The 13,686-nt window shown below is 46.0% G+C and carries 11 protein-coding genes; 6 read left to right on the top strand and 5 right to left on the bottom strand.

Annotation, left to right across the window (positions count from 1 at the left end; all coding sequences use genetic code 11):
* Nucleotides 1-94 precede the first annotated feature (94 nt).
* Nucleotides 95-613, top strand: coding sequence for a tRNA adenosine(34) deaminase TadA (tadA, locus tag B5D26_RS03390; protein ID WP_234985171.1), 519 nt, complete (start codon nt 95-97; stop codon nt 611-613).
* Here tadA and mltF read toward each other — a convergent pair.
* Entirely contained in the window at nt 594-2,054 is a 1,461-nt protein-coding gene (gene mltF, locus B5D26_RS03395) for a membrane-bound lytic murein transglycosylase MltF (protein ID WP_078744285.1), read from the bottom strand. The two genes, tadA and mltF, sit on opposite strands and share 20 nt — an antisense overlap.
* A 289-nt stretch (nt 2,055-2,343) precedes the next feature.
* Between mltF and purL the strand changes: the two genes are divergently transcribed.
* The 3 genes from purL (at nt 2,344) to B5D26_RS03410 (ending at nt 7,897) form a co-directional block, all read left to right on the top strand.
* Nucleotides 2,344-6,249, top strand: coding sequence for a phosphoribosylformylglycinamidine synthase (gene purL / locus B5D26_RS03400; RefSeq protein WP_078744286.1), 3,906 nt, complete (start codon nt 2,344-2,346; stop codon nt 6,247-6,249).
* Between the two features lie 107 nt (nt 6,250-6,356).
* Entirely contained in the window at nt 6,357-7,085 is a 729-nt protein-coding gene (locus B5D26_RS03405) for a HipA family kinase (RefSeq protein ID WP_078744287.1), read from the top strand.
* The gene (locus B5D26_RS03410; RefSeq protein ID WP_078744288.1) at nt 7,082-7,897 is read left to right on the top strand and encodes a DUF3037 domain-containing protein; all 816 of its coding nucleotides are present in this window, start codon (nt 7,082-7,084) and stop codon (nt 7,895-7,897) included. The genes B5D26_RS03405 and B5D26_RS03410 overlap by 4 nt, the downstream gene beginning before the upstream one ends.
* Before the next feature lie 138 nt (nt 7,898-8,035).
* Here the strand turns inward: B5D26_RS03410 and B5D26_RS03415 are convergent, their stop codons facing one another.
* Nucleotides 8,036-8,824, bottom strand: coding sequence for a DUF72 domain-containing protein (locus B5D26_RS03415; RefSeq protein WP_078744289.1), 789 nt, complete (start codon nt 8,822-8,824; stop codon nt 8,036-8,038).
* Between the two features lie 134 nt (nt 8,825-8,958).
* On the opposite strand from B5D26_RS03415, the gene B5D26_RS03420 reads away from it, so the two are divergent.
* Nucleotides 8,959-10,299, top strand: a complete 1,341-nt coding sequence (locus B5D26_RS03420; protein ID WP_200810609.1) for a diguanylate cyclase — start codon at nt 8,959-8,961, stop codon at nt 10,297-10,299.
* 53 nt (nt 10,300-10,352) lie between these two features.
* Here B5D26_RS03420 and B5D26_RS03425 read toward each other — a convergent pair whose 3' ends face one another.
* Together B5D26_RS03425 and B5D26_RS03430 are read right to left on the bottom strand one after the other, a co-directional pair.
* Nucleotides 10,353-11,021, bottom strand: coding sequence for a potassium channel family protein (locus B5D26_RS03425; RefSeq protein WP_078744290.1), 669 nt, complete (start codon nt 11,019-11,021; stop codon nt 10,353-10,355).
* Nucleotides 11,022-11,027: 6 nt separating this feature from the next.
* The gene (locus tag B5D26_RS03430) at nt 11,028-11,315 is read right to left on the bottom strand and encodes a hypothetical protein (RefSeq protein WP_078744291.1); all 288 of its coding nucleotides are present in this window, start codon (nt 11,313-11,315) and stop codon (nt 11,028-11,030) included.
* Between the two features lie 139 nt (nt 11,316-11,454).
* Between B5D26_RS03430 and B5D26_RS03435 the strand changes: the two genes are divergently transcribed.
* The gene (locus B5D26_RS03435; RefSeq protein WP_078744292.1) at nt 11,455-12,396 is read left to right on the top strand and encodes an alpha/beta hydrolase; all 942 of its coding nucleotides are present in this window, start codon (nt 11,455-11,457) and stop codon (nt 12,394-12,396) included.
* Between the two features lie 26 nt (nt 12,397-12,422).
* On the opposite strand, the gene B5D26_RS03440 is transcribed toward B5D26_RS03435, so the two are convergent.
* Complete coding sequence (locus tag B5D26_RS03440) at nt 12,423-13,679, bottom strand: HlyC/CorC family transporter (protein WP_078744293.1); 1,257 nt, start codon at nt 13,677-13,679, stop codon at nt 12,423-12,425.
* Between the last annotated feature and the right edge of the window lie 7 nt (nt 13,680-13,686).

The following is a 13,686-nucleotide window of genomic DNA, read 5'->3' on the forward strand; positions in this document are numbered from 1 at the left end:
CTCCTGCATTTTGTCATTCAACAGACTGCTGATCTGTGGTTTAACGTTGAGAATAACTGATAACCGAACAACACAAAATAAAAGATCCTACTACATGATAATAAGCCATAAACCAGAATACTTTATGCACAGGGCGATAGAACTTGCACAACAAGCGGCTCAAGAGGGCGAAGTGCCCATTGGTGCTGTTGTTGTTTTTGAAGGTGAAATTGTCGGACGGGGCTTCAACCAATCCATTACCCGTTGCGACCCAACCGCCCATGCTGAGGTAGTGGCCTTGCGCGACGCGGCCAAAACGCTAGGTAATTATCGCCTGAGTGGCTGTGATCTTTATGTCACCTTAGAGCCTTGCACCATGTGTGCCGGTGCTATTATCCACAGTCGTATTCGCAAGGTTTACTATGGTGCCGCCGAGCCTAAAACAGGGGTTAATGAGAGCTTGTGTAACCTGTTTGCTCAACCTTGGTACAACCATAAAGTGCAGATTGAAAATGGTCTGTTGGCAGGAAAGTGCAAACAATTACTGAAAAGTTTTTTTGCCGAGCGACGGCAGAACAAAACAGAACAAGCTCAAAGTAAGAAGCAGGACGTGGCTATAAAATCGGAGGAATAATATTGAAGTTCACTTTTTCTGATAGGTTTTCTTCTGTCACTTGGTTTTGCGTCAACTGTTGCAGTCGACTGTCATACCAGCTTAAAACATCATAATACTGACGAATATTTTGTACATAGGTCACAGGCTCTTCGCCTCGGGCAAAACCATGTTTAGTAAAACGATACCAGTTGCGCTTTTGTAATAGAGGAAGGTGTTCTTTTACGTCGATCCACTTGTTAGGGTCTTTCTCAAGGTGCTCAGTAATTTTGCGAGCATCTTCTAAGTGACCGTAGCCGACATTGTAAGATGCCAGCGCCATCCAAGTGCGGTCTGGTTCAATAATTTGTTCGGGCATACGCCTAATCAGTTGGGCTAAGTAGCGAGCACCGCCGAATATACTCTGCTCTGCATCAAGACGATTGCTAACCTTCATATCACCCGCTGTATTCAGGGTTAGCATCATGATGCCGCGCACACCCGTGGGAGATACCGCTTTAGGTCGCCAATGTGACTCTTGATACCCCACCGCAGCCAGCAAGCGCCAATCTAGATCATATTTTTCAGCGGCGGCACGAAAGTGCTTTTCATACTTTGGCAGCCTTTGCCGCACATGACGTAGAAACAGCTGTACCCCAACGTAGTTCAGCTCTTCTTTATGGCCATAATAGCGATCTGTAATTTGGCTAAGGGTGCCATTGGCTTTGATTTCGTCAAAGAAAGCCTTTGCAGCATGGTACAGGCTGGTGTCGTCTGTGCGCGGTAGTGCCCAAGCGAGCTGGATAGGGCTGCCAACGGAGAATGCTTCAGATACCCTTGGGAAATAGGCTTGGTTGATATCGAGGTCATTGGAGTTTACCAATGCGATGTCTAACTCTTGTTCGTTGATCATTCGAATCAAATCTGTGGCTTCAAGCTCGTTGGTTTCTTTCCAACTGAGTTTGGGGTGTTCAACCTGAAGCGCCCGCATTAATGCTGCCTGCTCAGAGCCTGCAATTACGGCTATCTGTTTACCGATAAGATCGGTAATGGTTTTAGGTTTGCTTGTTTTACGATTGTAGATGAAGATGGGTTGCACGCTCAGGTAGCTTGGGGCGTAAAAGAAGTCGTTGAGTTTATCTAGGCTAACTTCTAATCCGGCTGCGGCAATGTGCGCGTTTGTGGTACTCAGCGAACTGTAAATATCATTGATATCGTGATTGCTGTCGATCTCAAGCTTCACCCCCAAATATTCAGCAAACAGGCTGGTCAATTCATATTCCATGCCAGCAGGGCCGTCGGCCCCTTCGTAATAAGTCGAAGGCGTGTTGCGGGTGAGTATTTTTAGAACGCCTTGCTGCTTGATTGTGTCTAGTTGTGAAGGCTTGGGCTCAGAACAGGCAGCAAGCAACGCAAAGACCAGCATCAATGCCAGTATTTGTAATTTGCCCCACTTTTGCTCTGTCTGATGCGTCTGTTGCACCCTAATCAACCTTTGTTAATTGTAATATCTTGATGCTTATTTATCGCATACTAGCCTGATTGTCGCATTTTTTTTGACATCTTTTGTAAAGTTAGCGTTTAAATTGGCAGAAAATGCACGCTTCAATTAGCTTTGATCATGAGGTTTGCAGTATTATTAGCAGCCTCATTCCTTCTGCTTTTTGTCAGTGGGTCAACGGATAGTATCACCGTATCATATCTGAATTGATCTGCTTAAATAGTAGAACTAGTTCTGGTTTTAGACATTTTTTAAGAGGCTTCTTTTCGTCATGCTTAAGTTGCGTGGAGCGCCCGCCCTATCTGCTTTCCGAATCCGTAAACTGCGTCAAGCACTCAAAACCGCAGTGCCTGCTGTGCAGGATGTGAATGCAGAATTTATGCACTTTGCAGAGTTGACCACCGATCTAAGTGCAGAGCAACAGGCTGTACTCGATCGTATTTTGCGCTACGGCCCAACCGCTGAAGCAAAGGAGTCCTCTGGAGTGCTGTTTTTGGTTGTACCGCGTCCCGGTACAATTTCACCTTGGTCATCTAAAGCAACGGATATTGCCCACAACTGTGGTTTAGAGGCAATTTCACGCATTGAGCGCGGTATTGCTTATTACGTACAAGCTGACAATCTAAGCGATGCAGATGTCGCCGTGGTTAAAGCGATGCTGCATGACCGTATGACTCAAGCTATTTTGCCTGATCTAGATGCGGCTGAATGCTTATTCAGCCATGAGTCTCCGCGTCCTCTGACCTCTATTGATATTCTAGGCCGCGGTCGTGCAGCTCTAGAAGAGGCCAACCAGAGCTTGGGTTTAGCCTTAGCAGAAGATGAAATTGATTACCTAGTCACCAGCTTTGTCGAGCTGGGCCGTAATCCAAACGACATCGAACTGATGATGTTTGCACAGGCTAACTCTGAACACTGTCGTCATAAGATTTTTAATGCGAGCTGGTCTATTGACGGTGTTGCCCAAGAGAAATCTCTGTTCGGCATGATCAAAAACACCTACCAACAAAGTCCAGAGAACGTATTGTCGGCTTATAAAGACAACGCATCTGTGATTGTTGGCCCTGTGGCCAATCGCTTTTTCCCAGATCCTGAAACCAAGGTCTATGGCAAAAACAGCGAGCCAGTTCATCTATTGATGAAAGTTGAAACCCACAACCACCCAACCGCTATCGCACCATTCCCTGGTGCTGCGACAGGTTCTGGCGGTGAAATTCGTGATGAAGGTGCAACAGGTCGTGGTTCTAAGCCAAAAGCAGGTTTAACTGGTTTTACAGTTTCTAACCTGAATATCCCTGAGCTAAAACAACCTTGGGAAGGCAACTACGGCAAGCCTGAGCGCATTGTGTCGGCCTTAGACATTATGATTGAAGGCCCACTAGGTGGCGCGGCGTTCAACAATGAGTTTGGTCGCCCGAACCTGAATGGTTACTTCCGTACCTTTGAAGAGAAAGCAACGGGCGTTAATGGCGAAGAGATGTGGGGTTACCACAAGCCTATTATGCTAGCAGGCGGAATGGGTAACATCCGTGCAGACCACGTTGAAAAAGGCGAAATTATTGTTGGCGCTAAGCTGATTGTACTGGGCGGCCCAGCGATGTTGATCGGCTTAGGCGGCGGTGCGGCCTCATCAATGGCAACGGGTGCTAGTTCTGAAGATTTAGACTTTGCGTCTGTACAGCGTGAAAACCCAGAAATGGAGCGCCGCTGTCAGGAAGTAATCGACCAGTGTTGGCAATTGGGTGATCGCAACCCAATCAGCTTTATCCATGACGTGGGCGCGGGCGGTTTATCTAACGCACTGCCTGAGCTGGTTAAAGATGGCGAACGTGGTGGTCAGTTTAACCTTCGTAAAGTGTTGAATGACGAGCCGGGCATGAGCCCGCTAGAGATTTGGTGTAACGAATCTCAGGAACGCTATGTAATGGCCGTTTCTCCTGAGAATTTGGCTCGATTTGAAGCGATCTGCGCCCGTGAGCGTTGTCCATTTGCAATCGTTGGTGAAGCCACTGAAGAGATGCATCTGACCGTTCAAGATACGGTTTTCAGCAATGAACCCGTTGACCTGCCGATGAGCGTCTTGTTTGGCAAACCGCCTAAAATGCACCGCGAATTTAACCGCGTTAATCCGGAACTGCCTGCTTTAGATCTGTCTGCGGTGACACTGAAAGAAGCGGCCAAGCGCGTACTACAGTTACCTTCAGTGGCGAGTAAATCGTTCCTGATCACCATTGGTGACCGTTCGATCACCGCAATGGTGGCGCGTGATCAAATGGTTGGCCCTTGGCAAGTGCCTGTTGCGGATTTAGCCGTAACCACCACGACTCAAGACTCGATTACGGGTGAGGCGATGGCAATGGGCGAGCGTACTCCGCTGGCGCTGATCAACCCAGCTGCTTCTGGCCGTATGGCTGTTGCAGAGGCTATTACCAACTTGGCGGCAGCAAATATCGAGAAGATGGGCGACATTAAACTGTCGGCTAACTGGATGTCGGCTGCCAACCATAATGGTGAAAACCAAGCCCTGTTTGATACTGTTAAAGCGGTGGGTATGGAGTTAGCGCCAGAACTGGGTATCGCGATTCCTGTGGGCAAAGACTCGATGTCGATGCGCACTGTTTGGGATGATAACGGCGAGCAAAAAGCGGTTACTTCACCCCTATCTTTGGTGATTACAGGTTTTGCTCCCGTATTGAATGCCCGTAAAACATTGACGCCGCAGCTGCGTACTGACAAAGGCGAGACCGATCTATTACTGATTGATCTTGGCCGCAGCCAGAACCGCTTAGGTGGCTCAGCGTTAGCGCAAGTGTTTAACCAAGTGGGTAACCAAGCACCAGACCTTGATGATGCCGAAGACCTAAAAGCGTTCTTCGCGGTGATCCAAGGTCTGAACCAAGACGGTAAGTTATTGGCCTACCATGACCGTTCAGACGGTGGTTTATTTGCGACCGTTTGCGAAATGGCGTTTGCAGGCCACACTGGTTTGAACATCAAACTTGATCTGGTTGCAGATAGTGATTCGACCCAAGACGTACTTGCTAGCCTATTCAATGAAGAATTAGGTGCAGTGGTACAGATCAGCCAAACAGATACTGAAGAAGTGCTAGCACAATTCGAAGCAGCAGGTTTAGGCGACTGCGTTTCAGTGATTGGTGGTTTGAACGACGAAGATTGGATTCGCTTCACCTACGATGGCGAAGCGGTACTTGAAAATGCCCGCGTGAACTATCAGCGCAAGTGGAGCGAAACCAGCTACCGCATTCAAGCGATGCGTGATAATGCAGAGTGCGCACTGGAAGAGTTCGATGGCATACTGGATTCAACCAATCCGGGTCTGCACGCGGATCTGACTTACGATGTGAACGAAGACATTGCAGCCCCACTGATTGCCTCCGGCAACCGTCCAAAAGTGGCGATTCTGCGTGAGCAAGGTGTGAACGGCCAAATCGAAATGGGCGCAGCCTTTGATCGTGCAGGCTTCGCAGCGGTTGACGTGCATATGAGCGACATTCTGTCTGGTCGTGTCACCTTAGATCAGTTCCGTGGTTTAGTGGCTTGTGGCGGCTTCTCTTACGGCGACGTACTAGGTGCAGGTGAAGGCTGGGCGAAGAGTATTCTGTTTAACGCGGTTGCTCGTGAGCAGTTCTACAACTTCTTCCACCGCGAAGACACCTTTACCTTAGGCGTGTGTAACGGTTGTCAGATGCTGTCTAACTTGCACGAGCTGATTCCGGGTGCCAATCACTGGCCGCGCTTTGTACGTAACCAGTCAGAGCAGTTCGAAGGCCGTGTGGCGATGGTTGAAGTACAAGACAGCCCGTCGATCTTCCTGCAAGGCATGGCAGGTTCTCGTATGCCAATCGCCATTGCTCATGGTGAAGGTCGTGCAGAGTTCCGTAACGAACAGCACTTAGACGACCTGCTTGACAGCGATGCACTGGCGCTGCGCTATGTGGATAACTACGGCAAAGTGACTGAAACCTATCCTGCAAACCCGAATGGTTCGCCAGCGGGTGTTTCAGGTGTGACCACCACTGACGGTCGTGTGACCATCATGATGCCGCACCCAGAGCGTGTTTACCGTGCGGTAACCAACTCTTGGGCACCGGATGAGTGGAGCGAAGATGGCGCTTGGATGCGTATGTTCCGCAATGCGCGAGTTTGGGTGGGTTAATACCTGACCCATTCGGCACAAAAAAGGCAGCTTCGGCTGCCTTTTTTGTCGATTATTGTTTCGAGTACTGTCAAGATAGATTCCCTTAGAAAAGGGGTTATCGCAGGATGCAAATAAAAGAGATTCTTGAAAGGTGCGCTTTGAGTCAGGGGTTTCTGCAACCATTTATTTGTAGAGCTGAGGACGAACAGCTGTATTTTATAAAAGGGTCAAACTCAACGGTTTTAGGGCTTGTCCGAGAGTGGATTGCCAGTAAGTTAGCAATTGCATTTGGTTTGCCAGTTCCAGACAGCCTTCTGCTTTATCTTGACCCCGAGCTGAAGGCTGTCATCGATGACCCTTTTTGGCTCAGAGATCTTGATTTTGAGAACGTATTTGCATCAAAGTCAGTTGCGCCGTGTGAAACATTGACGCTGTCTAATGTTTCTAATATCCCTCTGAAATTACAACGTGACATATTCGTTTTTGATCTTTGGGTAAGAAACTCAGATAGGAATTTGGGACCTAATGGCGGGAATGTAAATCTATTGATACAGTCATCAACGCAGTTGCTTCAGGTCATCGATTTTAACTTGGCTTTTGATGATAAATTTTCGATTGATCAAATGTCCAATCATGTGTTTCGGAGTTCGGTAAAGGCTTACCCTATTGATCTTGCAGATAAAGCTGAATACTTGGCTCGTATGAAATCTGCCGAGCGTGATTTAAATGTGTGGATTGAACAGATCCCAGAAGAGTGGTTGGAGCATTCTGCCGCAGCTGAGCCTTTGATCGACTTTATAACAGAAATTCTCAGAGAAGGGAGTTCAGACGCTTTTTGGGGGGACTTAATATGAAAAAGTTTGCTTGTCAGTACAAAATTGTGCGTTTTATGCCGTTTCTAGAAACTGGAGAGTTCGCCAATATCGGCATTTTGCTTTTTTGTCCTTCAACTTCTCAACTTGAGTTTCGTTTGGCACCTGCAAGGTTTGGTCGTGTGACTCAGTTTTTCACAGGAATGGAAGTGTCTGTTTACAAAGAGATAATCAGCACTCTGGGAAAAGAATTCGACAGAACCCAGAAGTTAATGGCTATTGAAGGTGGAACTAGAGCGAAGGATATATTTAACGAGCTGTCCCGATCTAAGGGGGGGGTCGTTCACTTTTCGGATACTCGAGTTTTAATGGCTAGCAGCCTAAAGCAAACCACTGATGAACTTTATAACCATTTTGTAGGTCGGTCTTTTAATACGAAAAAATATCGAGAGACGATTCTGGTGCAGAACTTACGTAATACCTTAAAACAGGTCAATCTCGATCATGTTTATAAAGAAGCAAAGATCAATGCAGGGCTTATTAATATTTCTTTACCTTTTGTACATCAGAAGTGCGGAGTCCTGAAAGGTGGAATTAAACCAATTGCGTTTGATCAAAGCACGGTTGAGCGTTCTGTGAAGCATGCTGATTCATGGCTTAGCCAGGCAGAACACCTTGTTGATGCGGATATTGATGCAAAAGATCTTCTTTTCACTTTGGATTTTGAGTCTGTCAATGATAGAGGTTTAGAAAGGTATATCAGGAAGTTTCAGGACAAATTGAGTGAACTCGGAATTGAAACGGCAAATGCTAAGGATGAATGCTCTATAATCAAGTTCGCTCGTGAGCATTAGAAATGATAACAATTTTATTACAGGCAGCTTCGGCTGCTTTTTTTAAGCTTGGGTGCTAACCCTAAAACAGCGACTCTTGCCGTTGCTCTGGTGCTTCCGGCCACGGCGTAAACAACACCTTATCCGGTATCTCGCGATTCAGTTGCTCGACAAAATAAGCGGCCACTTCTGGGGCATGACTGTTCTCGGTGTATGCAAAAATACATAGGGCGAGCGCCCCTCTTGCAGCCACTGGCTTATTTTCACGATCCACGGCTCCAAACAATACAACGTCCCTTGCCAATCTTTTGCGGTGATAAAACGTACCATTGGATTTTGCCCTGTAGCAATCACATGCAATGGCAAGTTAGGCTTGGCTTTTAAGGCCTCCTGCGTGTCGGCATCTGGTGCAGGATGTTGAAATAGGGCGCGGGTATCAAACATCGTGCGGTTAATACCTAGCTCAATTAGCAGGCTATTGAGCTGTCGCTCTGACTCATCTTTATTGAAAAAACCACGATGCCGTACTTCTAAGCTGAAGCGCATTTCTTCCGGTAAGCCGCGCAAAAAGTGATCAAGTACGGGCAGTTGCTCTGGCCCAAAACTATCGGGTAGTTGCAGAAAAATCATGCCCAGTTTTTCTTTTAATAGGGCAAATCTCTCTAAGGTTGTCAGTAACTCCTGATGTGATACTTGCAGTTTTCTGTCATGGGTAATGGTACGCGGCAGCTTAAAGCAAAACCGAAAGTGCTCTGGCGTTTGCTCATACCAATCCTTGATTGTTTGTGCCTCTGGCAAACCATAAAAACTCGTATTACCTTCAACGCTAGAAAACCAGCGGCTATAGCGAAATAGAGGTGATAAGCTGCCATTACCTGACAAAACAGTCTGTTGCCAGTGTTTATGGTTCCACTGGGATAGGCCGACATAGCAGCGGGTTGAGGTCATGTTTACTTTACCTAACGGAGTATCTCTATACGTAACAATACCGCAAAGTATAGAGGCTTGCAGAGGTGTGCTTAAGTCGATAAATTACGGACTGTTTTTCTCCGTCACCCCTCCACCTGTAAAGGGCCTGCGCATTGAATACACCTAAAATAAAAGATATTGCTCAGAAGAATGTGATTAAAATCAGTGAACATGAGTCTATCGGATGTGCAGTGGATTTGATGTATAAGGAGAATCACCGCAATATTATTGTCATTTCTGACAATGCCCATCACCGCTTTGGTTTGCTCACCGCCAGTGATTTGATTCGCTTACGTGTTGCAAAGATTGATTTTTCGCTGCCGATTAAGTCGATCAAATACGACAAAATATTTTCTATAAGTGAAGAAGCAAAGTTAGAAGATATTCTTGAAGAGGTGAGTCACGAAATAGAGTGCTTATGCGTAACGGATGCTCAAGACAATCTGACCGGCGTTGTGTTTTACGCAGATATTATCTCTAGCATTGACCCTAGAATGTTGCTGGAGAAACGTGCCATTGGTGAAATTATTCTTAATCAACACCTTAAGCAAGCACAGCAAAGTGAGTCAACACTTGAAGTAATTGGCCTTATGGATCATCTATTGAATGACTGTGTCATGATTTACGATGTTGATAAACCTGTAGGCATAATCACCACTAAAGATGTAATCAGGCTTTTTGGTGAAGGTTGTGATCTGACTCAGCCGATTGCGAACTATATGAGCCGCCCAATTCAAACAGTTTCTTTTGATACCTCTATTAAACAGGCGCTGGATTTTATTCAGTTGAAGAAGTTCAAACGCCTGATTGTGGTTGATCGTGATGGCATCATTGTTGGACAAATTACACAAGGCGAGTTAATTACTCGGGTTTATTCTCGTTGGTCAGAGATGGTACGTAGTCACGACACCCAATTAAGAGAAATGAATAAGGCGCTGAAAATCCGTGCAACCCGTTTTGAGGCGTTGGCGGTGACCGACCATCTAACTGGAATTTACAACCGCGCGAAGTTTGAACTGGAGCTGCAACGAGAAATTGATCGAGTCAAGCGTTATGGCTCTGAGACGTTCTCGGTGTTGTTTTTTGATGTTGACCACTTTAAGAAAATTAATGATAACCACGGTCATGCTATAGGTGATCTAGTGTTACAAAAAATTTGCCAAACTGTCAGTCAACATATGCGCTTAACAGATATTTTGGCGCGCTGGGGTGGTGAGGAGTTTGTTGCAATTTTACCTTCTACCTCATTAGAAAGCGCTCAGACTGTTGCTGAAAAGTTGAGAAGTACAATTAATGGGCTGCAATTTGAAGGTATGGATCGTATCTCTTGTAGCTTTGGCGTTGGGCAGTTCAACAAATTATCAGATAGCTTCCACTCAGTTATTTTAAGGGTGGATCAAGCGATGTATCGGGCAAAAGATAATGGCCGAAATAGGGTTGAACTGGCGGAGTAATCACAACTTTCCGCCAGACTGATTATCTGAAGCAGCTACAGTTGGCTTTTTTATTACTTGGCAGGAGCGTCAAATACACTCTCTCCACAATGAGGGCAATGTAGTTTGTGTCCTAACTCTAGTCTCTGGTTGTGAATGATTTGATTAAGGTCTTCTTCAGAAATACCGTATTGGCGACTCATGGTTTTAAGTAACTTCTGTTCTTGCTCTGTTAGCTCGCCGTCTTCTAATGCGTTAATGACCTCTGCCGTCATTGCGGACTTTCGATTTTGCAACTCCTCTGAGAAGCGTGCTGCTAGCATACCCGCAGGTAATGCCACTGTACCAACACCAAGCAGCATGATCAAAATAGCCAGAATTTTTCCCCCTGCGGTTATAGGTGTCATATCACCATAGCCGACAGTCGTCATTGTGACCACTGCCCACCAAATAGCATCTAGCACGGTTTTAAATTGATCAGGCTGCGCTTTATGCTCTAGGGTAAACATCAAACATGCAGCCAATACAACCAGTACGAGAACAGCAAAAACTGCTGAAGCCAAAGAGGCGAGCTCAGAAGTAATGACTTTGACAAAAACATCCATACTGCGGATATAGTGAGAGAGCTTTAATAAGCGTAACAGGCGTAGCAAGCGCAAGTAGCGTAGGTCAATACTGATAAACAACGAAAGGTAAAAAGGTAGGATTACAATCAGATCAATTATCGCAATAGGGCTACACATGTAGCGTCATCGCCCTTTGAAGCCCTTTCCAAACTTCGGGCTTTCTACACTCATCCAAACTCTTGCTAGGTACTCTAGAGTGAATATCGCCACTGAAAACAGCTCTAAAATAGCAAAATAGCCACCGTATTCTTGGTTTATTTCGGGTATAGACTCAATGATAACCACGATTACATTTAGAATAATTAAAGCAATCAGAAAACCATTTACAATTTTACCCACAAAGGTTGTGGCATTTTCACCATCTAAAAGCTGATAACAACGAAGACGAAGACGAAGAGAAGCAGGCGGCATATTCTATCCTGATCAATAAAGGGCTTAATAATGGTAAGGATAAGGTTGGTAGCTGTAAATGCTTACTTTGTTATGCTATCGGTCTCTGGCAGACTGTGAGGCAGTTTAATATTTTCACTGAATCAAAAAGGATCTGTCTGTGAATCAACAAACACTTCACCCAAAACTTGAAGCGTGGCGTCAGCAAGTGAACCAACTGATGGCTGAGCTAACTACAGAGGCGGCTAAGCCCACACCAGAAAGTGCGCGTCAGGGCTTGGCAGCTATGACGCAGCACTTTGTTACGGATGGCCCAGAGCTACATATTGTGCGGGATCTGTTGCATAAAAGCGTAAGGGACGAAATTCCTCTGCGTTACTATCAGGCAGAGGAAACATGCCCTAAGTCGGTACTTGTTTTTGTTCATGGTGGCGGTCATATGGCCGGCAGTATTGAGGTTTATGAGCCGATCTGCCGACGTCTAGCCGCAGCTACAAAACAGGCTGTATTAGCGATTGAATATAGGCTAGCACCTGAGCATCCTTGGCCTAGTGGCCTGAATGATCTACAAACAATACGTGCTGCGTTACCTGATCTGTTGGTTGAATTTGGCTTGCCAGCTGACCTACCTATTCATTTAATGGGGGACTCTGGTGGCGGTGCTATGGCTGCAACTTTGTGCCTACAAAGCTCAGAGGCCGATTTGCCAAAAATAGAGAAGCTAGTTTTACTCTATCCAAGCCTTGATTATCGAATGGATACCGAGTCAGTTCGCTTGTTTGCAGAGGGCTATTTGCTGACGGCTGAGCGCATGCGTTGGTATTTTGAACAGTATCTACAAGGTAGGGCTGAACCGGCCTCAATTTCGCCATTGAATATGGTCGTACCACATGATTTTCCAGAAGTGCTAATTATCAATGCTGGCTTTGATCCACTTAGGGATGAGGCGGTATCGTTTTGGCAGAAGTTAAATGAGGCAGGCCACTCAGCTCGACTTAGCACTTATGCCGATATGCTGCATGCCTATTTAAACTTAGAGCGAATGGTGCCAGAAGCCTGCGCTGAAACTTATCAGCAAATAGCAGGCTTTTTAGCAGATTAAAGGTTAATAAAGCGGAAGGTGCAGGTTTAATCCTGCGCCCAACAACGAACTTTTTGCACTAAGTTACCACTGATTTCGATGGTTTCTAAGCGGTATGGGCCAATTTTCAAACAAACATGAGCCTCTGGGATAGATTCAAGTTGTTCAATAATCAAGCCATTTAATGTCTTAGGACCATCAACAGGTAGCGCCCAGTCTAAGGATTTGTTGATATCACGGATACTTGCGGTGCCATCAACAACAAAATTGCCGCCAGCATCTGGCTTGATCTCATCATTTTGGCCATTCATCGGTGAGGTGAAGTCGCCGACAATTTCTTCCAAAATATCTTCCAAGGTGACGATGCCCATTACATCACCGTACTCGTCAACCACAATGCCGATACGACGCTTTAGTTTTTGAAAATGTAGCAGCTGTGTTTGTAGCGGTGTGGTCTCTGGAATAAAGTAAGGTTCACGTGCCTCTGCAAGCAAGTTCTCTTTTGTTGGGTTGGCTCTGGCTACAAAGCGCGCAGCATTACGCATGTGCAAAATACCGAGCACGTTGTTGATGTCGCCTTTGTAGAGTACTAAACGTGTGTGGCGGCAGTTCTGAACTTGCTCAAGAATCGACTCTATTGGGTCGTTTAGGTCAATACCTTGCACTTCATGACGCGGAATCATGATGTCGTTCACGGTCATGGATTCTAGATCCAAAATGCTTAATAGCATGGTCTTGTGACGACGAGGAATCATTGCGCCCGCTTCTAATACGACTGTGCGTAACTCTTCAGGGGTGAGCTGGTCATTGCTACTGTCATTTTGGTTCACACCCATCAGCTTGAGTAAGCCATTGGTAATGCCGTTCACCATCAGTACCAAGGGGTACATCAGCTTGAGCAGTGGTTCCAATATTAGAGAGGATGGATAGGCTACGCGTTCAGGATTCAATGCTGCTAAGGTTTTAGGTGTCACCTCGGCAAAAATCAGAATTACAAAAGTTAATAGTGCTGTAGCAATGGCGATACCAGCATCACCGTACAGGCGAATCGCAATAATCGTGGCAATCGAAGAAGCCAGAATATTCACGAAGTTATTGCCGATGAGAATCACACCAATTAAGCGATCTGGGCGCTCTAAAAGGCGACTTACACGCAGTGCAGCACGATCCTTATTTTTGGCGCGGTGGCTCAATCGGTAGCGATTTAATGACATCATTCCGGTCTCAGAGCTAGAGAAGAAACCAGAGCAGATAATCAAAAATACAAGCAGGCCTAATAAGATGCCTATGGGGGTGTCGTTCAAGAGACGT

Origin of the sequence: Oceanospirillum multiglobuliferum, from assembly GCF_900167095.1 — a bacterium.
Classification (GTDB): Bacteria; Pseudomonadota; Gammaproteobacteria; order Pseudomonadales; family Halomonadaceae; genus Oceanospirillum; species Oceanospirillum multiglobuliferum.

Coding starts and splice junctions, on each gene's coding strand:
- tadA (WP_234985171.1), top strand. CDS start 95: ATGATAATAAGCCATAAACCAGAATACTTTATGCACAGGGCGATAGAA.
- purL (WP_078744286.1), top strand. CDS start 2,344: ATGCTTAAGTTGCGTGGAGCGCCCGCCCTATCTGCTTTCCGAATCCGT.
- B5D26_RS03405 (WP_078744287.1), top strand. CDS start 6,357: ATGCAAATAAAAGAGATTCTTGAAAGGTGCGCTTTGAGTCAGGGGTTT.
- B5D26_RS03410 (WP_078744288.1), top strand. CDS start 7,082: ATGAAAAAGTTTGCTTGTCAGTACAAAATTGTGCGTTTTATGCCGTTT.
- B5D26_RS03415 (WP_078744289.1), bottom strand. CDS start 8,824: ATGACCTCAACCCGCTGCTATGTCGGCCTATCCCAGTGGAACCATAAA.
- B5D26_RS03425 (WP_078744290.1), bottom strand. CDS start 11,021: ATGTGTAGCCCTATTGCGATAATTGATCTGATTGTAATCCTACCTTTT.
- B5D26_RS03430 (WP_078744291.1), bottom strand. CDS start 11,315: ATGCCGCCTGCTTCTCTTCGTCTTCGTCTTCGTTGTTATCAGCTTTTA.